General features: G+C 47.6%; 17 protein-coding genes. 8 read left to right on the top strand and 9 right to left on the bottom strand.

The genetic code is table 11. The annotated features are described in order from the left end of the window. Positions 1–102 precede the first annotated feature (102 nt). The 8 genes from ACO6V5_RS02310 to ACO6V5_RS02275 all read right to left on the bottom strand — a co-directional run bounded on the left by ACO6V5_RS02310 (position 103) and on the right by ACO6V5_RS02275 (position 8412). Positions 103–705 (bottom strand): NADPH-dependent FMN reductase, encoded by a 603-nt coding sequence (locus ACO6V5_RS02310; protein WP_422134534.1) that lies wholly within the window; start codon positions 703–705, stop codon positions 103–105. A 260-nt stretch (positions 706–965) separates the two neighbouring features. Further along, positions 966–1430 (bottom strand): ClpXP protease specificity-enhancing factor, encoded by a 465-nt coding sequence (locus tag ACO6V5_RS02305; RefSeq protein WP_422134535.1) that lies wholly within the window; start codon positions 1428–1430, stop codon positions 966–968. A 326-nt stretch (positions 1431–1756) separates the two neighbouring features. Beyond that, positions 1757–2392 (bottom strand): glutathione S-transferase N-terminal domain-containing protein, encoded by a 636-nt coding sequence (locus tag ACO6V5_RS02300; protein ID WP_422134536.1) that lies wholly within the window; start codon positions 2390–2392, stop codon positions 1757–1759. Between the two features lie 286 nt (positions 2393–2678). Continuing rightward, positions 2679–3497 (bottom strand): MetQ/NlpA family ABC transporter substrate-binding protein, encoded by an 819-nt coding sequence (locus ACO6V5_RS02295; RefSeq protein ID WP_422134537.1) that lies wholly within the window; start codon positions 3495–3497, stop codon positions 2679–2681. A gap of 79 nt (positions 3498–3576) precedes the next feature. Then, positions 3577–4233, bottom strand: coding sequence for a methionine ABC transporter permease (locus ACO6V5_RS02290; RefSeq protein ID WP_422134538.1), 657 nt, complete (start codon positions 4231–4233; stop codon positions 3577–3579). Further along, positions 4223–5254 (bottom strand): methionine ABC transporter ATP-binding protein, encoded by a 1032-nt coding sequence (locus ACO6V5_RS02285; protein WP_422409377.1) that lies wholly within the window; start codon positions 5252–5254, stop codon positions 4223–4225. Before ACO6V5_RS02285 ends, ACO6V5_RS02290 begins: the two co-directional genes overlap by 11 nt. A 382-nt stretch (positions 5255–5636) precedes the next feature. After that, the gene (locus ACO6V5_RS02280) at positions 5637–6359 is read right to left on the bottom strand and encodes a sulfite exporter TauE/SafE family protein (RefSeq protein ID WP_422134539.1); all 723 of its coding nucleotides are present in this window, start codon (positions 6357–6359) and stop codon (positions 5637–5639) included. Positions 6360–6627: 268 nt separating this feature from the next. Next, positions 6628–8412, bottom strand: coding sequence for a hypothetical protein (locus ACO6V5_RS02275; protein ID WP_422409366.1), 1785 nt, complete (start codon positions 8410–8412; stop codon positions 6628–6630). Positions 8413–8623: 211 nt separating this feature from the next. On the opposite strand from ACO6V5_RS02275, the gene ACO6V5_RS02270 reads away from it, so the two are divergent. Beyond that, positions 8624–9103 carry a GNAT family N-acetyltransferase gene (locus ACO6V5_RS02270; protein WP_422409368.1) on the top strand — a complete coding sequence of 160 codons (480 nt, stop codon included), beginning with the start codon at positions 8624–8626 and terminating at the stop codon, positions 9101–9103. A 29-nt stretch (positions 9104–9132) separates the two neighbouring features. After that, a complete protein-coding gene (locus ACO6V5_RS02265) occupies positions 9133–9984 on the top strand; it encodes a S1 RNA-binding domain-containing protein (protein ID WP_422409370.1) in 852 nt (283 codons plus the stop codon). On the opposite strand, the gene mmsB is transcribed toward ACO6V5_RS02265, so the two are convergent. Then, positions 9985–10884, bottom strand: a complete 900-nt coding sequence (gene mmsB / locus ACO6V5_RS02260) for a 3-hydroxyisobutyrate dehydrogenase (RefSeq protein ID WP_422138491.1) — start codon at positions 10882–10884, stop codon at positions 9985–9987. 422 nt (positions 10885–11306) lie between these two features. On the opposite strand from mmsB, the gene hpaR reads away from it, so the two are divergent. The 6 genes from hpaR (at position 11307) to ACO6V5_RS02230 (ending at position 23002) form a co-directional block, all read left to right on the top strand. Then, positions 11307–11729, top strand: coding sequence for a homoprotocatechuate degradation operon regulator HpaR (gene hpaR / locus ACO6V5_RS02255; protein WP_422134544.1), 423 nt, complete (start codon positions 11307–11309; stop codon positions 11727–11729). Positions 11730–11963: 234 nt separating this feature from the next. Beyond that, positions 11964–12395 carry a cupin domain-containing protein gene (locus ACO6V5_RS02250; RefSeq protein WP_422134545.1) on the top strand — a complete coding sequence of 144 codons (432 nt, stop codon included), beginning with the start codon at positions 11964–11966 and terminating at the stop codon, positions 12393–12395. 276 nt (positions 12396–12671) lie between these two features. Next, complete coding sequence (locus tag ACO6V5_RS02245; protein WP_422134546.1) at positions 12672–14198, top strand: Na+/H+ antiporter NhaC family protein; 1527 nt, start codon at positions 12672–12674, stop codon at positions 14196–14198. 941 nt (positions 14199–15139) lie between these two features. After that, positions 15140–16114, top strand: a complete 975-nt coding sequence (hutG, locus tag ACO6V5_RS02240) for a formimidoylglutamase (RefSeq protein ID WP_422134547.1) — start codon at positions 15140–15142, stop codon at positions 16112–16114. A 99-nt stretch (positions 16115–16213) separates the two neighbouring features. After that, a complete protein-coding gene (locus ACO6V5_RS02235; RefSeq protein WP_422409373.1) occupies positions 16214–17320 on the top strand; it encodes an acyl-CoA desaturase in 1107 nt (368 codons plus the stop codon). Positions 17321–17803: 483 nt separating this feature from the next. Next, a complete protein-coding gene (locus tag ACO6V5_RS02230; protein ID WP_422138493.1) occupies positions 17804–23002 on the top strand; it encodes a hypothetical protein in 5199 nt (1732 codons plus the stop codon). Positions 23003–23031: the final 29 nt, after the last annotated feature.

The raw sequence follows: 23031 nt of genomic DNA, 5'->3' as shown, positions 1-23031 counted from the left end.
AAAATCCGGGATTTCTCAGCCTATCAAGTGCACATTTTCAGACGAGAGAATAACCACCGAAGAGGAGGGGGAAGAGCGCAATGAACGCACTCTGAATGAAACTCACATACCGTTCCGGAAAGTCTTGTGATCAATAACACCGCTTTCACGCACACCTTTCAACGCAAGTGCATACTCTTTCAGGACAACAAGACTGTAATCCATACGCTCTTGCATTTGGCGATCAGCTTCTGCATCTTCACCCGTCATAACAGAAGCCACATTTCGTACAATAAGGTGATCTGGAATGTAGCAGAGACGACAATTTTTATAGCTGCTTGAGCGCAACTCCATAACGGGATAAGAACCGCCCTGCTCAGCAGACACAGCTGTGATCAGGCCTGGCTTATGTCCTAACTGCTGCGCCCCGAAGATCAGGAAAAAGTTTTTCAGACCTGAAGGAACCATGCCATTCCACTCCGGCGACACCACTATAATCGCATCACTGTCGTTTAATCTGGCTTTCCAGGGAGCCAAAAGGGACTTCCACTCTTTATTGCCAGAAAAGATGGACTCATCCCACAATGGCAGAGGATTTTCTGCCAGATCAAGAATATCTACCTGATCAAACAGCGCCAGTGCCTGTGCACGCAGTTTGAGCACATGACTGATACGAGCACTCTGGGATTCCTTACGGTGGCTTCCGCTAATAATAGCCAGGTTCATCAACACCTCTTCTAATACCAATCGAACTTTCTAACTCCCTGTTGGGCTGAAGATTTGAGCCTTAATCCTGCGTTGGCGACGTCGCCATAGCTAAGGCTATGACGCCTCACGCTCATCACGGGAGTTAGAAAGCACGACTGGTATAACTATTCCGATTACCAAACACCGGGAAATAATAACCAGAACACCCTGCTAAAGCGAAGCCAGCCTGGTCAGAAAAACCAAACCAAAAAATAAACCGCAGAGTTTTAAGCCCCGACTTACTTAACAACTTTCAGATTCGGCTTGCCAGGCTTACGGGGAGTTTTTTCGGACCGCTCTTCTTTTTCAACGGAGGCTTCCTGAGACTCCGGACCCGACACAGCCTCCAGCTCAAAATGAGGAGACACATGCTCTTCCGACTCGGCAACAGGCTCAACTTCAAATACCATACCCTGACCGTTCTCACGGGCATAGATGGCCATCAACGATTCAACAGGAACCACTATGGTCAATGCCTCACCACCAAAGCGACCATCAAAGGTAATAACATCATTTCCCATATGCATGGCACGCACTGCTGCCGGGGAAATATTGAGGACTATTTGATTATCCTTAACATACTCTCTGGGCACCTCTACCCCTTTACGAGCAGTATCCACCAGAATGTATGGGGTGCAGTCATTTTCAAGAATCCAGTCGTAGATTGCTCTGGCAATATAAGGGCGACTGCTGGTCATTGTCATAATATGTCTCCATCCAGACTAACTCCCGACAACTGTCTGACCCAGGAGCCATCAATAGCCACTATAGAAGAAGTCCCCTGACCCTCTCCGTGGATAAGGGTTTCGAAAAGCAGCAAGCAAAGCAGGTCACTTTTTAACACCGTATCGGCGAAGTGCACCATTTTTGCGACAGCCCCTGAAACAGAGAAAACACTTCTAATCTGCCAAGAGCATCGGCTGCCTGGAACAATCGTCTGACAGTCAAAGATTCGAAGATACTCTCAGCTCATGGCTGCTTGGCCAGATTATTTAGCCCTGGCAGCCAGACTGCCAGGGTCTAGTTCAAATCAAAGAGTTTCACGCATCTCTTTTTCAATTTCAGACAGGCTTTCTTTGAAGGATTCGCGCTCGAACAAACGTTCAGCATAATCCAGGATCGCCTGCCCCTGCTTGGGCAGTTCAATGCCCATCGCGGGAAGCCTCCAGAGAATTGGGGCTACACAGCAGTCCACCAGGGTGAACTCATCACTCATAAAGAATGGCTTTTCAGCAAAAATAGGCGCTACGGACAACAGGCTTTCACGAAGCTCTTTACGAGCACGGGCCGCAGGCGTCTCTTTGGTTTTTGGATCCGTAATAGCATCTACCAGGCTGCACCAATCTTTCTGGATGCGGTGCATCATCAGACGGCTCTGGGCACGGCTGACCGGATAAACCGGCAACAGTGGTGGATGAGGAAAACGCTCATCCAGATACTCCATCATGACGCTCGGCTCATAAAGCACCAGCTCACGATCAACCAGAGTTGGAAGACTATTATACGGGTTGAGATCAGACAGTTCCTGAGGCAGATTTTCAGGGTTCACATCCTGAATATCTACCGCGACCCCTTTTTCGGCCAGAACAATACGAACCCTGTGACAGTAGTGGTCAGATGGATCCGAGAAAAAAATCATGGATGACTTTTTGGCAACTACAGCCATGAAGTACCCCCGCCTCATGCAAAGGAAAAGAGCTCCCGAGCGAGCCAGCTTACTCATTCGATCCCATAATTCGGATGAGCAGCGCTGACTTGACGGGCCGACACAAGAAAATAACGGGTTATCTTAGCAAACTTTACGCCCTGCGGAATAGGCACCACGGAAACTTTCGTAAAACAAGAGCAAATAACCCAGAGAACAACCCTAAAAATCCGAACAAACAAGCTAAAGCCCTCTGAAATCAGCGGGCTTTCTCACAAGCTACTCAAGATCTTTTGAGGAAAACAAATTACTTCCAGCCAGGAACTGCACTGCCTTTAAACAACTCCCTGGCTTTTTCTTCCACTGCCGGAGTATGGTAAGACTCAACCAGAGTCTGAATGCGAGGATCCCCTTTATTATCCTCACGTGCCACAATCAGATTGACATAAGGTGAGTCCTTACCTTCAACCAGCAGTGCATCTCGCCCTGGCAGCAGACCTGCAGGCACAGAGTAGGTTGAATTGATGAAAGCCAGGTCAACATCATCCAGAGAGCGAGGCAGTTGGGCAGCATCCAACTCAATGAACTGAAGGTTTTTAGGATTTTCAACAATATCAGCCGGTGTCGCTTCAAGATTACTGACGTCTTTGAGTTTAATGAAGCCCCTGTTATCCAGCAGGATCAGTGTACGGCCTTCATTACTTGGATCGTTTGGAATAGCCACTTTGGCTCCATCTTTGAGCTCGCTGATATCCTTGATTTTTCTGGAGTATGCGCCAATCGGATACACAAAAGTATTACCTACAGCCGCCAGCTTGAAACCACGATCACGAATCATGCTGTCCAGATAAGGTCTGTGCTGGAAGGCATTAGCATCAATAGAACCATCTGCCAGAGCCACATTGGGAGAGACGTAATCAGAAAATTCGACCAATTCAACATCCACTCCATGATCTTTTTTAGCAATGTCAGCGGCCACTTTCATAACGTCAGCCTCCGGACCTGCCATAACGCCTACCTTCAAAGGACCTTCCGGGGAATTCTCAGAGCCACACCCCGCCAGCAGGACACTGGCGACCATAAGCACTGCGCCTGCAAGTGCTTTTAATTTATTGACTGCAAACATTCTTCACTTCTCCATTCAACCAGTTCGGGACAAAGCACTGAAACAACCTGTCCCATGCAATGGTTTAATTCACAAACACTCAGCGAGTTCTGTCGTAATAATTTTGCAAACGGTCGCCAATGCTCTGTATCAACTGAACCAGCACAATAAGCACCACCACAGTGGCGAGCATGATGACGCCATCAAAACGCTGGTAGCCATAGCGGATACCCAGGTCACCAAGACCACCACCGCCAATGGCTCCCGCCATGGCCGAATAACTGACCAGGGTCACCAGAGTAATGGTCATACCATTAATCAGCCCGGGACGTGCTTCGGGCAACAATACCCGACTGACAATCTGCAAAGGCGTTGCGCCCATGGATTGGGCTGCCTCCACCAGTCCAGAAGGCACCTCATTGATAGCACCTTCAGCAATACGGGCAACAAAAGGGATAGCTGCCAGGGTCAGCGGCACAATCGCGGCCGTTGTCCCGATAGAGGTTCCTACCAGCAGGCGAGTCAGAGGAATAATCGCTACCAGCAGTATAATAAACGGCACAGAACGTGTAGCGTTAACGACGGCACCCAGCACTGAGTTTAAAGCTGCATTTTCTTTAATACGTCCGGGCTTGGTAATATATAGCAACACACCCAACGGAATACCAAAGAGGAAACTGAGTCCGCCAGAAACTACTGTCATGTAAAGGGTTTCCCAAAGCGCCTTCCCCAGGAGAAGCCAGGAATCAGCTGACATAGCCCACTACCTCCACCTGCACATTGTCTTTAAGAAATTTCATGGAAGCCTCAACGTCTGACTCCTCGCCCATAATTTCTACCATCAGAAACCCCATGGACTTACCATGAACGGTTTCAATGTCAGCTTGCAGAATGACAAAATCAGTACCAAACCGCTTCGCCGCCCGGGTAATCAGGGGCTCCACTACCCGCTGCCCGACAAAGGTAATCCGCACAACCGGCCTTGAGCCTTCTTTTGGCTCTGATTGAAAACGACTTTCCACTTCAGCCGCCGGCTTTTCGTGGATAGCACTGCGGACAAACTCTCTCGCCAGTTCCGTTTCTGGATTCAGGAAAAAAGATTCGACATCATTTTCTTCTATCAGCTGACCATGACTTAGTATCGCAACCCGATCACAAATGGTTTTAACAACATCCATCTCGTGAGTAATAATCAACACAGTGATTTTCAACTCACGATTAATATCCTTCAAAAGTGCCAGAATCGATCGCGTAGTCTGAGGATCCAGTGCCGAGGTAGCTTCATCACACAGGAGAACTCTGGGCTTACTGGCCAGGGCACGGGCAATAGCCACCCTCTGTTTCTGCCCTCCTGAAAGCTGGGATGGATAGCTGTCCCGCTTTTCTTTCAAACCGGTCAAATCCAGCAGGGGAGCCACCGCTGTTTCTATTTCAGACTTACTGGCACCGGCCAGTTCCAGTGGCAGAGCAATATTCTGATAAACCGTTCGGCTCGACAGTAGATTGAAGTGCTGGAAAATCATCCCTATATTGTGACGAGCCAGGCGCAGGCCCTTTCCGGCCAGATGAGTAAGATCCTGACCGTCCACTATGACCTGACCCGAGCTGGGGTGCTCCAACATATTGACACAGCGAATCAGCGTACTCTTGCCAGCACCACTTGAGCCAATCACACCGTAGATTGACCCTTCCGGGACACTGAGATTAATGTCATCCAGAGCCCTGACCTCCTTGCCTCCCGCTTTAAACACCTTGGTAAGGTTTTTCAGTTCTATCATCATCACTCCTGCCTGATTCAGATACAATCAGTGCATGACTGCCTGAGTTATACTCAGTCAGTTCAATCAGTTCTTCTGCCTTGGCGGGTTGCGTGAGAGCTGGTTATAAATACCTGATCAGGTATCTGCTGCCCACTCGAAAGTTTCAGCCTTCAGATCGATTAAACGACCTCTTTTTCAAGGGCAAAAAAAAACCACCCTGTGCTAAACAGAGTGGTTTTTCATGAATTCGTTCATAAACCCTTCTTTTAGCGGTATTTCTATAGCGCCCGCAAGCCAAGACAAATCAGCGCATCCCTAGGATCGTAATAGACACCAAAACTAAAGTCAACCAGCCGCTACCAGCAGAGCACGCAGGCTCTGCATGACCTGAAAAGATCGATTATCGAACACCGGAAGCAATAGCACTGACACCGGCAATGCTGCAAAGAACCAGCAAGGCATGGCGAATCATTCTTTGATCAATCCGGTGAGATAGATGGGAAGCAATTTTACTCCCCAACAATACGGGTGGAACCAGCATCAGGGCATCCTTAAAGTCATCGAGCCCCACCATGCCACCTGCTGATAAAAATATCAGTGAGATCGCACTGCTGAAAACAAAATAAATGGACATGCTGGCCCGAATTTTGTCCCCGGTTTCATTCTGCATGACCAGAGCTATCGGAGGTCCGCCAATAGATGATGTTGTACCTGTGATGCCAGAAATAACACCGGCAACAAACAAACTGGACCTGGTTGCCCGAACTTTTACAGAAAACAGACTCACAATGACAGCCATAAGAACAGCCACACCTATAAAAAGGCTCATATGCTCTCTGGAGGCCACTACCAGAAGATAAGCTCCCAGCAGTGAGCCCGGAACTCTGCCAGCCACAGCATACTTCATCTCTGCCAGATCCAGTGCCCCCCGATACTTTCTGACCGTCAACAGAGACAGCAACATTGCCATGCAGATCAGAGTGCCCGGCACCAGAGATGGCGCAACAACAAAAAGAATGGGAGCGGCTACCACTGCCATACCAAAACCAATCATGCCCTGGATCAAAGCTCCCAGGAAAACAACGACCATGGCTATTAATTGCGGGTATAGGCTCAGATCCATAACATCACAGAAATATCAAATATATCGAAAGGGGATATAAATATAACCGTTTGTTATGTACAGAATCCACTGTCATTTATACCCATAAGGGGTTTAGCACGACAGTAGACGTTTACCATCCAAACAACTGCCTGTATGAAAGTCACCGGGTCAGGCGCTGACCGTACCAGATGTTTTAATTGATTGTACGTTCAATCAAAAAAAATCAACAAATTGCATAATTTCATTTATTCATTAATCAAGCTCGGAGTTTGGAATATGCACTCCATTAAACGAGTCCTGAGCCTGGAATATGCACTCCATTTTTCATTGCTTCCCGAAGAAAAGTTGGCCATTGCGACTGATCCGGTTTAACCGATGGATTCAGCGGCTCAATCAACTTTTTACTTCTGGCTACGTATTTCTGCTTCTCTTCTTTTGAGAGATGATCTTTGGCACCAGAACTTATTTCCGAATCAATCTTGCGACAGAAATGATTATACAACTCCAGGGGATTAGACAAATTACCGGAAATCATCGGAATAATGCACTGACCGACAATACCAGCATCGGTTTCACTCAGTAACTCACTCCAGGGTTTTCCCGAACCGCTGTTCAATTGAAGCAGAATATTTGACAAGTGCTCTCTGCATCGTTCTTTATCATAATTATACGAACTTATATTCCACGTTGGTTTATGGGTATCCAGATCATCAAGGTTAAATGCAAACTGGCCCAGGGCTTTTCTGGTCCGTTTCAGATATTCGAGTGTATTTTTTATACTGACCACCTCTTCACTCTTCTGCCAATCTTTTCTCATTCTGCTTCGTTGTTTCTGTAGCTGGTTGGAAATAGAGTGTTCAAATTCTTTTTCCCGCTGCTGAAAAAGCCGGGTTACCCTGTGGTACTCATTGTTGAAGGATGCTTTGATCTTTCTCACAACATCGGCAATGGCAATGATTAAATGGATATCCGCATTTTTTAACATACTGGCTCGCACTGCATGATAAAAATCATGCTGCATAAACTCGAGAATCCATCGAGCAACTATGTGGTCAGCAGTTTTTGGCAAAGGGTGACCAGGAAACGGTATAGCCATGTCTCTGAAACCTTTCAGCCCGCCGGTTCTGATATCTTCAAGCGAACTGGCCCCGATCACTGGATTGATTTTATGGGCTTCTTCCTGACAAAAACTGTCAATAAAAGCCTGTCGCAACGTGATGGATGGGCATATCACCCAACCAGTCCACCACCAGTCAACTAATAAAACGTTGAAGCTTCTGTTTGACAGGACTTTATACATCGTACGCAGCCCTTTGTCTTTATCTGAGGAATCCGGATACGTGCAGCTCCAGAAACTTGCCTCAACCGGAGGTGCTTTTTCAAGCAAACGCTTCATTTTCTCGATGATGGAACTCACATCAAAAGAAGAACCGTTAAAAAACCACTTTGACCTTTCTAGTGAAAGCGCAATGATGCCCCAGTTGGCTTCATTAGCGTTTCTGTTACCGTCAAACAGCTTGTGATGAACAATTTCAAATGATTTTATATTCCGGATACCTTCCAGGTAAACGCCCTGCAGGGTGACCAGGGTTGCAAATTCATTGCCGCTGATTTTCTTTTCCCGAAATGCACGGAGCGCTGCATAGGCAAAGGTATCAGTTTTAAAAAAGCTGAGGTGTTCATCAGTGATTTGTTCTGGCTTGCGACAACACTGGACAATTTGTTTGAGATGATCTTTGGTAATGGCATTAACCTTTTCCATGATCAATGATTGTTGGTCTGTCTTAATTCTGCGAACAACTTCTTTAAACGCCTTTGCATGGTCATCAGTGCCTGGTAAATCCAGGGGGTTTGAAGATATTCCTTTAACGTCTCTGTCCTTCAAATCCGTTGGAGGACTTGCTGAATATCTCTGGTTACCGGGCAATACAGCATCATCACTCGTGCAGCCAACACATCTGAATGCGCCGGTGATGGTGCGCCAGATAGCACCAACGCGACTTGGCGCAGTATTTTCAGGCCTTAAAGACGCCGGGTATCCGCTTGCCCCGGCAACACAGGAAGGGGTCATAATTCTAAGCTCCATGTTAGATTTCTCGTTATTCGTTATAATTTTGACCCGGTAGAGAATAAAAAGTTCCGGGCCATGAGCCACAGAAGTTACTCTTCACTGTTACTTGATAAGATGACTCGGAACCCTGTCAGACTGCTATCCATTCAAGGCCCGTTATGCAAGAATACTTTTCCTGATTGTTTAGCTTTATCTACCAGAAGTCATTTTCATGCCCGATATTTTCGTAGCCGATTATTCAAACCCTGATCATGGTCAGGCCATTATTGAATTGCTCGACCACTACGCCAGAGACCCGATGGGTGGAGGAATGCCACTAAGCAGCTTCACCAGAGAACATCTGATTCAGGAACTGTCAAAACGTCCTTTCACATTTTCGGTGCTTTGTCTGGTTGATGGACAACCAGCCGCTCTGGCCAACTGTCTGGAAGGATTTTCTACTTTTGCCTGCAAACCTCTGATCAATATCCATGATGTGGTCGTTAATGAGTCATTCAGAGGTCAAAGCCTTTGCAGAAAACTTTTCGAAAAAATTGAACAGATCGCCAGAGAAAAAGAGTGCTGCAAAATCACGCTGGAAGTTGTGGAAGGGAATCGTGTGGCACAGGCTGCTTACCGAAAGCTTGGCTTCTCGGGTTTCGAACTGGATGAACAGCTCGGACACGCCCTGTTCTGGGAGAAAAAACTCTGACTTCTCACCTTTCGCTCAAAGGCACAGATATGTCCGGAAAATACGTTAAAGTTGGCCAGAAAAATCGCCTGAAAGTCGTCGGTAAAGCAGGCTTCGGCGTATTTCTGGATGGCAGACAGTTTGATGAAATCCTGCTACCCAAAAGGCATGTCCCTGCAGACTGCAATATTGGAGATGAACTGGATGTCTTTGTCTACCTTGACTCCGACGACCATTTGATCGCAACGACAGAAACACCACTGGCCTGTGTTGGTGAGTTTGCAGCGCTGAAAGTCAAAGAAGTCAATCCGATTGGAGCCTTTCTGGACTGGAATCTGGGCAAGGATCTGCTGGTCCCCTTTCGTGAACAAAAAACCCGTATGCGTGAAGGTGGACGCTATGTTGTCTATCTCTACCAGGACGAAGAAACAAGACGCATCGCAGGATCCTCAAGGCTGCATAAGTTCATTGATCGCTCAGCAGGAGAGTACCAGAACAGCCAACCTGTATCCCTTTTGATTTACGATAAAACCGACCTTGGCTATATGGCCATTATCAATAACAGACACCAGGGACTGCTTTTCAGCCAGGAAGCAAACGACTCAGTCAAACCGGGTGATAAAGTACAGGGTTATATCAAGCGTATCAGACCGGATGGAAAAATAGACCTCTGTCTGAAAAAGCCCGGCTTTGATCAACAGGCGCTGGACTCTCTCAGTCAACAGATTATGGACAAACTGGCAGTTGCCGGAGGTTTTCTTCCTATGAACGATAAAACCGATCCTGCTGAAATCAAACGGGTCTTCGGAGCCAGCAAACGTGCCTTTAAAATGGCGCTGGGTGGGCTATACAAGCAGCGTCTTATTAAAATTGAAACATCCGGTATCCGCAGCAGCCAGTGATTAACTTTCTGGCTGCAAGCTTTCTATGGCCCGGAAGATACTGGAAAAATCTTTCTTGCCCATTCCCCCGGAAACATGGCGGTTATACAGCTCATAAGCAAGGCCACCCAAAGGGGTCATAGCCTCACTGCTAGTGGCAGCCGCCATTGCCAAACCAAGATCTTTCAACATCAGCTCGCTCATAAATCCCGGCTCATAATTCCTGGAGGCCGGAGCGTTTTCCATCAGACCAGGACATGGATTATAAACCTCCAGTACCCAGTTTTTTCCTGAACTGGCCAGCATGATGTTGGAAAGTACCTCTGGGTCAAGGCCATTTTTGGTTCCAAGATTAAGCGCCTCCGAGGTACCAATCATTGAGATGGACAACAACATGTTATTGCAGGCTTTGGCCACTTGACCAGCTCCTGGTCCACCGGCCAGAAAAACATTCTTACCCATGTCCAGAAGTATCGGTTTCACCTTTTCAAACACTTCAGGGTCGGCGGCTCCGCACATAAACGACAGAGTACCTTCAGTCGCACCAGCAACGCCACCGGACACAGGCGCATCAATCATTGACCTCCCTCTCCCGGCAGCAGCAGCCGACAACTTTCTGGCGGTGTCCGCATCAATGGTACTGGTGTCGACAAGAATGGCAGAAGTGGGAGCGGAATCCAGCAAACCCTGATCCAGGTAGAGACTTTCTACATGCTTACTGGCGGGCAACATAGAAATAACAAACCCGGCTCCGGAACATGCCTGCTCTGCACTGGCTGCTGCTCTCGCTCCCAGAGTGGCCAGAGAACTCACTGCCTCGGGAACAAGGTCAAATACACTCACATCGTGACCGCCCCTGATCAGATTAGCCGCCATGGGCGCTCCCATATTACCAAGACCGATAAAGGCTACCGTTGCCATGATCAGCACTCCCGGGTGTTTGTTGTTGTCATGTCAGCGCAATCAAAAAGAGTGATACCCATATAATATGCAGGATTCCGATTGAAACTAAAACCCAGGTATTTAACGACCTGAAGTCTGCTTCAATATATCAGTATCGTCCAGAACTGCACACCCATTGATTATTTTTCACACTATCAGGCCAGGAGCCTGTACTTCAGAATATACTCATCCGCACGTGTACAATCCTATATATTTCCGACACCCCCCATGAAAGCGAACACTCCGGCCACATCCCCCCTTTAGAGAAACGACTATGATTACCTGTAGATTTTTTCGAGTACGGATAAATACGGTGTAATTAATTACATCATTGTCTTGATTATCCTGAACAAGATGCACACAATCCGCCAATCATAGTTATTAGCTGTAAACTGAACACGATGCGCAAGTACGAAGATTCTCTACCACTCAAATTGCTTAAGGCCAGAGAGGCTGCCATGAGCTTCTTCCGTCCCATGCTGCAAGAACACTCCATTACCGAACAGCAATGGCGCGTGATGCGGGTTCTGAACGACACCGACGAGATGGAGACCAAACAGCTGGCTGATGCCTGCTGCATTCTGAGCCCGAGTCTGACAGGCATTATCCAGCGTCTTGAGCAACAGGATTATGTCAGCCGCCGCAAATCATCAGAAGACCATAGACGTATTTTGGTCAAAGCTACTCCTAAAGCCAGGAAACTGTTGGACGAGATGACCCCTATGGTGGAAAACAGTTATAGCCGTCTAACCGAGGGTTTAAGTCAGGAAAAAATGGAGCGACTGAAAGAACTGCTTGATGAAGTCAGTCTGTTGACCAACTGAGATCTGTTATTTTAATTTTGTGATCGGCAGGATATCGGCTGAATAAGCCTGTCAGTTATGTCCTTAGGGCTACAAATCCCCCCCCCTGTCGATATCGCACTGATCAATATCAACAAATAGACTACTGTGCCTGCATAAGGATAATTAAAACTGCCACCCCCCCTGCACCTGAACAGGTCAGAATTCATCTTTATTTGATGTAAAATTATTAAACTTCCCCAGAGTAAAATCATAATGAAAACCGTTTTCAGAAGCGCGGTTCTATTTCTGACTCTTGGTAGTTCTTTCACTTTTTCTGCTGGGCGAGTCTTTACTGAAGTGCTGGCTCACAGCACAAGCAGCTGGGATGGTACCCTTCTGAAAAGTGTCATCCTTGAGAACCCTGAAGTCCGTGTACTGCGTATTACCATCGCCCCACGCTCAAGACTGCCCATTCACAAGCACCCTGTTATCAATGCAGGCTACCTGGTTAAAGGTGAATTAACGGTGATTCGATTGTCTGATGGCAAGCAACTGAACTTGAAAGCCGGTGATGCGCTGGTTGAGATGGTAGATGAGTGGCATTACGGAGTGAACACATCGGATGAGCCTGCAGAAATCGTTGTTGTTTATGCCGGTGATGAAGGCCAGGCTATAACGGTGTTTAAAGAAGAAGAAGAACAATAACCTGTGAGTTCTCGCGCTGAAGCAGCCGCTGCCTGCAAACCACTCAAATGACGATCCTCCGGCAGCACGACGTTTCTTGCACTGATTGACCCGATTCCGCAACCGGCCAGAGCGATCGCTTCTGCCGCCCCCTGTAAGCTGAACACAAGAGCCACACCAGAAATTATGCCAGAAAAGTTTCTCGATAGACGAACCCGGCTAAGGTCTAAACTGAGCAGGCTATTGCACTTATTGCTTGAATCCATCTGAGCTCTTTTAGCAAAAAAGGTATAGTCAATGAAGAATTATAATGTTTTTGCGTTGATAATCTTTGTGTTAGGGGTTTTGGCTGCAGTTAATGTTAGCCACAAATATGAAGGCAATCACGAATTGCTCGAGCCGACTTTTCATTATGGCTTTTGGTCGCTTCTTCCCGGATTAGTAACAATAGCCTTGTGCCTGATCACCAGAGAGCCACTAACAGCCTTATTGGGTGGCATCATTGTTGGTGCAATTATGCTCGGTCAATACGATTTGACTGACAAAGTGATTATTCCCAACCTGGCTAAAAAAGGCACTGCATCAATACTATTGCTGTATTTATGGCTTCTTGGCGGCCTCTTGGGGGTTTGGTCCAAAACGGGCGCTGCACAGGCATTTGCCACCTTTATGACCAAACACTTTGTAAAGGGTGAACGTTCCGCAAAAATAGTCGCCTGGCTACTGGGTGTTCTCTTTTTCCAGGGGGGGACAATAAGTACCGTACTGGTAGGTACTACTATACGTCCGATTGCTGATAAAGCGAAAGTCAGCCATGAAGAAATGAGTTACATTGTCGACTCAACGGCTTCTCCCATTGCTTCTGTACTGGCATTCAACGCGTGGCCTACTTACGTGCAGGCATTAATTTTTGTGCCCGGTGTATCATTTCTGGCAACGGAAGCGGATCGTTTAGCTTTTTTCTTTAGCAGTGTGCCTTTCAGCTTTTATAGTATTTTGGCCGTTACCGGAACACTTTTACTGTGTCTGAATATTACTTGTTTTTCCGGTTCCCTCATGAAAAAGGCACATAGAAGGGCTCTGGAAACCGGTCAGCTGGACGCTCCAGGTGCAACACCCCTCAGCACCACCGAACTACAAACACCGAAAGTCCCCGAAAATTACAGGCCGAATGTTCTGGAATTCATTATTCCTCTGGTCAGTCTGATTGCTATCGCTGTCTTAACGTTCATCTACCTGGGCACTCCAAAAGTTAACTGGGCCTTCGGAGTCGCTTTATTGCTCTCTGCTTCCATTGCCATCGCTAAAGGTATGTCATTAACCCATGTCGTTGAAGGTTTTGGTGATGGGTTAAAAGGTGTGGTGGTTGCTTCGGTCATCCTGATGCTTGCGGTGATCATTGGCAGTATCAGCAAGGAAGTTGGCGGAGGATCATATGTCGTGTCGCTACTCGGCGAGCAGCTTCCCTATTGGTTATTGCCGGTAATTTTACAGCTGATGACTATGATCATTGCCTTTTCAACGGGTACCAGCTGGGGAACCTATGCAATCACCTTCCCCCTTACCATGCCTCTTGCCTGGGCCATCGCGCAATCACAGTCATTAGCAAATCCAAAGCTGTTTATGATGGTATGTTTCGCCACAGTATTGAACGGAAGTGTGTTCGGAGATCAATGTTCACCTATATCTGACACAACCATATTAAGCTCGATGACCACTGGCTGTGACCTGATGGATCATGTTAAGTCTCAGATCATTCCGGCAATATTTGCTGCTTCACTAGCGGCTTGTTTATGGACAGCAACCGCCTATTTTTTTGCATAAGTCTTTTACAGTCAGCAAAGCAACCCTGCAGAGAGCTCATGCGTCGAAATCCGGCAGGTAAACGTTCATTCCAGGCGCTCATCAACCTAGCTGTCGAACTTGAGCGACCGTAGCGAGGATTGCGAGAAATTTTTAGACCAATTTATCGCAACCGCACGACTGCATGGATGCAGGAGCTAGAGAAACACAGGAGCAGTTACCGCGTAGGGCAGTCTATTCTCGGTCAGGCTCCTAGCAATTCAGGTGTGTTAGATGAGTTTAAGAAAGCTCTTTTTGGCATCAGTTTTTCTTATATCATTACCTGTATACGCATACCAGGTCTACAAAGTTACGTCTCCCTTATCTTATGAATCATGTTCTTGTGAGACGGCAACCATTTTTAAACTGGATGATCTGCATTTTATGGCACACAGGTGTGGTGGGAGGTATCTGAGCACACGGATTAAGATCGAAAGCTTCGATGTTGAAGCTCAAACGCTTCGAATTCGTATTGGTTCCGTTTGGTATAAAGTTGCAATTCTTGGACAGGAATCAAAATGACCGTAGTAATGTACGACTGTCTCTTTCCGACAATCCGGGTGTGTCAGATGAGTTTGAAGTTACAATTCTTGAAGATTGTTTAATGTGAGAGCCGTGAAGAAGGCACGAAATCAGTGGAGAACAGCGCCACAGTTGCTACATTATTGCGAGTAGCTTTTTATTTTCTGAACAAACCACGACTCCCTCCAGTTGAAAAACCTCGAGAGTCAGACATACCCATGGTGCTGGTAGCCTGCCTCTTCGGAGAAAAACTTTCGCTCGCGCTTCGTAACGGTGAAACCAGATGATGCCGGGAGCCTGAGACAAAAACAGCTTTGAACCGGTATTACCGCCTCCCCGGATCACTGAATGCTGCTGAAGCCCTAAGGGGCGGTATTTCACAGTAAGAGTGCCTACTTCTCATGTCTGAGTTAAAACCTGTAGAACCCGAAATCTGGAACGGATGGGTAGATTACGATGGCGACCCGCAGCAGACACAACGCTGGCACCAGAAGATTAAACCCTTCTCAGAACACTCAGGCTCCAGCGGCCTGGCATTGCTGGGGCTCGCCTGTGATGAAGGCGTCAGGCGCAATCATGGCAGGGTGGGTGCCGCCAATGGCCCGGACCTGATTCGAAAATGCCTCGCCAATCTCCCCTGGAACCGGGACGATGGACTTTATGAGCTGGGTAACGTCCACTGTCAGGATGGCGATCTGGAGGGTGCACAGAATCAATTCAGTCAAACACTGGTGAAAGCCCTCATGGAAGGCTTGCTGCCTGTTGGTCTGGGGGGGGGACACGAAATAGCCTGGGGAAGCTTTAAAGGTCTGGCAGACTTTCTGACCCAGGATCACAAGACCCCCAAAGGATTGAATATTGGCGTGATCAATTTTAATGCCCACTTTGATCTGAGAAAGCCAGAGAAAGGCGCCAGTTCCGGAACCCCCTTCTGGCAGATGGCTCAGTTCTGCGAGCATCAGAATCTCGATTTTCACTGTCTGTGTCTTGGTATCAGCCGCAGCAGTAACATTCAGGCGTTGTTCGAACGGGCCGATGCGCTCAATGTGGCTTACATCACCGATGATCAGATTCATCGGGATAACCTGGATTTTCTGATCGAAGAACTCACTTGTTTCACCTCTATGGTGGATCATGTTTATTTAACCATTGATCTGGATGCCTTTCCCTCTTACCAGGCTCCGGGGGTCAGTGCTCCGGCTGTAAGGGGCATTCCACTGGACCTGACAGCAACCCTTCTGCAGACCATCAAGGACTGCGCAAAAGTCAGGGTAATGGATATTGCTGAATACAACCCTGAATTTGATCAAGACCTGCGCACAGCCAGACTGGCTGCCTGGTTGATTAATCAACTCACCGATCAACCCAACGAATAAAAAGTATGCACCAGGGATCACAGCGACTATTACGCCTTAACAGCTTGGCAACATTGTGCGAGAATCAAGACTCCTAGACAAAGACTTTATGAGCGCATAATGGAGAAACCCCGTCGCATTTGGGTGACCACGTTACTTTTTTCGCTAACGTTTTTTGCCATGGTCACCCTTGTTCCCTGGTACGGTATTACCCATGGTTTTGAACTCCGTGAATGGATCGTTGCCGGCTTAATCCTGATGTTTAATGGCACTGCTATCACTGCTGGCTACCATCGCCTCTGGTCTCACAAGGCCTATGAAGCTCACTGGTCAGTGCGCCTCTGGTTTGCAATCTGGGGTGCCATGGCGATTCAGAACAGCATCATGAACTGGGCTTCTGGTCATCGCCGCCACCACGCCTTTGTCGACGATCACGACAAAGACCCCTACTCTGCAAGTCGTGGTTTCTGGTTCTCCCACATTGGCTGGATGCTTCGTGACTATGACCCAAAAGCCGGTGATTTTTCTAATATCAAGGACCTGCAAAGAGACCCCATTGTAGTCTGGCAGCATAAATACTATGTGCCACTGGTAGTGTTGATGAACCTGTTTATACCAACACTGGCAGGATTGCTGATGGGCGATATTATTGCCATGCTTCTTCTGGGCGGGGTATTGAGACTGGTGCTGAGTCATCACTTCACTTTCTTTATCAACTCTCTGGCTCATATCTGGGGCAAGCGCCCTTACACCGATAAAAATACCGCCCGGGATAACGGCATCCTGGCTCTGGTGACCTGGGGTGAGGGTTATCACAACTACCACCATATTTTTCAGTATGATTACCGCAACGGCATACGCTGGTGGCATTTTGATCCCACCAAGTGGCTGATCTTCGGCTTCTCGAAAATCGGCCTGACTGGCAAACTGAAGCGGGTCAGTGATTATCGGATTGAAAAAGCCCGGATCGATATGCAGTACAAATATGCCAGCCAGAAACTGACATGCCAGATTGCCCTGCAAAAGCTGGAAGAACAGTATGAACTGGTGAGCAGCACCTGGCATGACTGGAACAAACTTCGTCAGAAGTGGGTTGAACACAAAGCCCGGGAGCTGAAACAGAACTGGGAAAGCTCAGAGCTTCATAAGCAATATGAAGAGATGAAATCGTCCATGCAGGAACAGCAAAAACGCTGGCAACTGGCTCGTGCAGGTCTGTTAACCTGATCATCAAAATATACCAGTGCCAACCAGGCGTTAGCTCGCGCCAGGTTTGTTGAAGCAGAGTGCCACAATCTTCGCCACAACCTTCGACAAGCCCGGTGCACTGACACCTCACCACTATCCGGGACACTTTCCAACCTCTCTTCAAAGCCCTTGCAGGCTTCGGTCCTCCATAAACCATTTCCATCCAGACTGCCAAAGGTGGCTAAGCTCCCGATAAGAAGCTACGGACGGAGAATTCCGTGAGTTTCGTTAAAGTATTTAAAAGTTTGCTAAAAAGTCACTTGAGTAACGAACCAAAAAATAAATTAAACATTTACAATCCTATTCGGTGAAAGACTGGTCTAATCTGGAGTGTTCATAAATATAAATTTTTGACCGTTCAAGGATACACGTGGCATTAGGTAGCAGAACCGAAGGGAAACTTTCTAAAGGCAAGCTAAAGGCCAGGCATCAATAAATAACGACTGAACTATCTGCGGTAAATTGACTAAATTATTTTCGGGATCCATGGCTATTCTGGGAAAGATCACGGTTTATGTGCTCTTCCTTAACCTGTTTCTGTCCCGTAATTATTGGAACAAATATACCAAATTCGTAGTTTTCCTTCTTTTCTCTTCGACGTTAGCTTCAGCTTCCTCGGGCAGCCTTCTGGAAAATGTCGAACAGGTCAAAAAGTATGAACATTATTTCAAAATGCTGGGAGATATTGCCCAGAGTTCGAGAGAGACCTCTACCACCCGTAATCAATATTGGCGGGTGCATATACTGCGCTCTCGTATTGATCGCACAGAATATATGCTCATCGACCCTGAACTGAGTTCTACTCCTGTGGGTAGCCCTTTGCTGGGATCACCCAAGTCTCCTGACGCTTTCGAACTTCATTCCTTGTCTGCAAGCAACCCATTTTTGGGTAGCAGCCAACACTTTATTTCCTGGCGCATTGACTACCAGAACCATACTCTGGTCAATGGCCCGCCATTTCAAAGAATGGGACTTTCTACCTTCAGGCAACTGAGTGCGAGCGGAAGTCCCATTACGTTTAATCTGGACGATGAGACTTTGCTCAGTGTCAGAATGAGGGTACAGAACCACAGAACCGGAGACCCCAGGCCCAAGCAGAGAACGTTTATTCTTGTGCCCTATGATGCAACTCACACTGCAGCCATGCTCAAGCCAGAACACAAACCCGACCAAACCTTTTTCTGTCACTACATCAACAGTCAAAACTCAACCTGTGAGGTCTGCGTAGAGTTTGAGACTCAGGAAGACGAAAAGAGCATCCATGACCTGAGGACAGCGAGCCACTTTTATGACCCGAGAAGCATTTTCAATAATCCTGTTGAGCAAGAATTATCAGGCGCTCCCTATACTTCCACACTCAGAGATGTTGACTATCAGAGGTTCCTTCAGGTCTTTGAACAAAATATCCATGCTGAATTCCTTAATGTCGAGGACGAAATGAGCGTAGACGTTTCATCAGCATACAAGTCTATAGGACATGCCGATGCCCGAGTGATTGGAAGAGGCCAGTTTTCTGTTGTTTTTACCCTCGATGTTCTGCCCGGCCTGGCTTTGCGACGTTTCCCCGGTTACACGAACAAGAGGGACGCTGACAATTTTCTGCTAACCCACGAAGCAGCACTGAAGCTTTACAAGGAATTGGGTGTCAACCTCGAGCCCACCCGGCTTCTGAGGATCAGAGCCAGAGAGGGTTTTACCATCTACATGATCCAGCGTCACCTGAAAAAAGATGAACTGGCCCAAAATTTCATCGAAGGTTTGCTGGACTTTGGCCCTGATGAAATTGCCATGTCAATCAAATCCCAGGGCAGCATTGGTGAAGTTCACGAGATGGGATACGCAGAAGCGGTTAGCCGCATTCTGCATGCTGTAATCGCCGCCATCTATAAAAACCTGGTTAAACTGGGCAACGAAGATTGTGCCCACAGAATCTGCTGCGATGCCAAACCCGATAACTTTGCCGTTGGCTTTTCATACCGTAAGGAGTGGAAAAGAAACAACCTATACCTTCGTGACGTGATCACTCAGGCTGATCTAACGGATTTTCATCCCTGCTCTCTAGTGTTATTTGATCAATTGCTTTTCGATGGCGGCCCTGAAGCTGCATTGCTCACCTACATCCTGGGCTACAACCCCTACCAGGGGTATCAAGAGAAGATTAAAAACTGGGCTGATGCCAAACAGCTGATTGTTAAATCGCTGGCAAACATTGCCTATCACGCCGGCGATATGGCGTATGAGATCATGCCAGAGCTGGTAGACCGAACGCGTGTGATGCTTCTGGATGAGTGGCAATCCAGCCCGGAACTCAGTCGACGTTATATGGACTACCTGCGTCAGGGCCCCGTTCCACAGTTTGATGCCGGTAAACTGCCATTGGACCGACTGTTCTTTGATCCCGATGAAATTACGGCTGAGAGTGTGATTCAGTATCGAAACAATAGCTCGAGAAATAATCTCAAGCTAAAGCTTCACCACTACCTTTTAAAACTGACCAGAGAGATGCGACCTGAACAGTTCAATCATCAGCTCTATCTACCCGTTGACTATCAACAGGACTGGTGGTTGCGTATCGTGGACAAAAAATACCGGGATGATTTTTCAAAAGCGCTGGAAAGTCGCTTCTCTGAACTGGAAGCCAATCAGACGAATGATAGTGAGCCCAGTAAGGTGGCCAGCGACTTTCTGAGAACACTGGTCAATTCGGTAGCGGCCGACCGCACATTGGTCGATGAAGCAAAATTAAGCCGACTTATCAACTGGCATATCATGGTCGGCAGGATACCCGAGCATGAGCAAGAACAAAGAAAAAAACATGAAGGCGAGTTAAAAAGAATCGAAAGAGACTACCTCATTCGAAGAGTCAACCACTTTTACTCAAGTCGACTCCAAAGCCTGCATAGGAATCAATGGCCAGGCTTGCCGGCTAATAAATTATTTGAATTACAAGCGGTTCGTGCCAATGAAATTTATGAAGACAGCCTGAAAGCTTTCAAAAAGGGATTCAGCAAACTACAACAACTTTTTTGGTCGCACCTGGTAAACCGTCACCAGCCACCCCTGTCAAAAGGCGAGCAGAAACAGCTTGATACCATCAAAAAAGATGAGTGGATACAACAGGTCAATCAGAAGTATTCAGAAAAAATACAAGCCACCCTGTACCGCGCACTAGGAGAGCAAGCTTTCGAAGATAAAATACCGCTATTGGCCAACGACTCCCTGCTTGAGGTACTCATCCGGGAAATTTTATCCGATCCCCGTATTCCTCTGTTTACTGATGAATGCGCTTCTGCCACAGAGCAGGAACGGGATTATATGGTCATCGATGAACCGGACAATGCGCCTGTAAAAAGAAGCAGTTCTCCTGTCAGCCAACAATCAAAACGGGTAGAGCTGACACAGCCGTCCCCGGCCAGTGAATTACTGACAACAGGAAACGGGGCCATTAGCCTTAGCCGAAAAGGCCTTGCCGAGCTGATGAAAAAATGGGGTGTTTACCCTATGGACGTCGTGCAGGCGGAAGCCACGACCTTTCCTGAGGCCTATAGCCGACTGAAATCCCAGAGCTGGGCCAAAGCGTTGAATAATCTTAATACTTCCTTTCCCATTTCTGCGGTTTACCCACTGCCGGAAACCGTCAGATTGCGTTTAAGACCCCGGGTTTATGAACGTCACTACCTGGCCAGAGAGCTCAGACTAATATCCAGCCATGACAAAGTGCAATTTCCAAGTTACACCCACAGGGACACGCTGATTCAAGCGATCAAGGAAGTCATGGAGCATAGAAATCAGAGTCGCGAGCCAAAACCTCTGGTGATTATTGACTTTTCCTCATCTATTGATGAAACGATATCCGGTGCCACCTATCACTCCGCACCTCCACCCTCACCGCCCAGAATCATCGTGATTCAGTCAAGCCCTAGTCCTCACGAGTCCGAAAAATTGAGTCAGGTTAAACAGGTGAGCATCCCCCTTGCACAATTAAACCAATGGATTGTTGAGAACAGAAATTACGACTATCTCCTCAGGATTTTAAGTGTTAGCGATGAAGATCGATGGTTCACCCTCAAACTGCCTGAATCCGTCAAAAGTAAAAGAGACAGAAGAAAAACTCTCACCGATAACCAGATGTTGCGGGATCAATTACCCCCCCCCCTGACTTCGCAGTCGTTCCACCCTTTTAAGCGAACCAAACCGGAAAACCTTCCCCTGACCCCCCATGAATACATAGAGCTGGAACAACGGGGAGTCACGGAATTATCACTGGCAGAACTGACCCGGCTCAGAGCCCGGCAGGCTGCATTACAGGCGAACCTGAATCAGCTGGAACAAGAGGCTGTCAATGCCCTGAAATCACAACGATGGCAAACTGTAAACGTAGCTCCAGACCACTTCTGCCTCTACAACAGCCTGGTTCACTTGTTGAATATGAGGCCTGAAACTGCCAGTAAGCTCATTGACCATATCATCGCCCTGCTGAGAAAACTGGTATTAACCCGACCTGATGGCATGAATTCTCAAATTATTGCCGGCCTGTTTCGAAACATTATCTTTCTGGCTTTAAAAAACAATGTAATCAGCCATCATCTTCTGTTCCAGCTGAGACACCTGCTCTTTAATGATACTCCCCTGCTCAAGAATACGCTCAAAGGATTCCTGAGCCATCTGCCCAGACACCTTCGTGAACATCTGCCTGCGAGCTACCAGGAGACCCTGGACACACTCGACACCATGGATAGCGATGAACTATGGTCCCTCTTGAATCAGCTGATCACCCATTCAGGTAACAATACCGCTCTTGATCTATTGTTAGCGGACCTGATTAACCAATTAGCGGTTTTTGCCGGTCAAACCCAACAAATACAACTGATTAATGACCTGGTTCAGCATCTGAGCAACCAATGGCATCAGGATGGCTCCAGGTTAACGCCTTATATTTTGTTTCTCGGACTGGGAGCCCAGGCCCTTGACGATCTCATGGACAACCCCACTCAGGCTGGCTTACAGATGCTTCAGGGTCTTACGCCTATTCAGCCGGGACAACATATGTGGGGGGATAACAATGTCGTAGAACACCTTCTGATGCCTTTGCTACGCGCAGCGAATACGCCGCTGAACGTCATGATTGTTACTCCTGCCGTTCACAACTTTCAAAACCCGCTGGGTGCCATGTTTATACCGGCAATGGCTGGCAACCCCGCCCTTGGGGCGATGCCGGTGCCCAGCCATGACTCCTCGCAGATCGCAGAATGGCTTGATGATCGGGGCACCATCACACTGTTCCATGGCAATCTGCAAGCGCCACTGATCGCAGACAATTTCATAAACGCTGGCAATCACTGGCAGCCTGTTGTGCGAACACCGCAACCGAAGACATTAGCTCCAGCGGTAAGCCTTAAAACGAAGGACTCCTCTTCTGAACAACAGCCTGTTATCTCTCTCATTGACATAAAAACCGAGCCTGAATCCCCGCCTCCCCTGTCCGCATTCGGGAGCGATTACTCTGACAATGATGGCATTGAGATCCCTGAAGATTACCTGCCCGGGGACTATGGAAGTCTGATGGCAACAAGGGCACCCAGTGTACTTGAAGGAATTTACTGGGTTCGCTGGCTGGTGATTATTATGACTCTGGTCGTGCATAACGTCTCAGACGGTTGATGGAAACGAAACATTTAGCCGCCAACTTC

Source organism: Endozoicomonas sp. ALD068, from assembly GCF_049310145.1.
GTDB lineage: Bacteria > Pseudomonadota > Gammaproteobacteria > Pseudomonadales > Endozoicomonadaceae > Endozoicomonas_A.
This window is presented reverse-complemented; position numbering and strand designations above follow the sequence as displayed.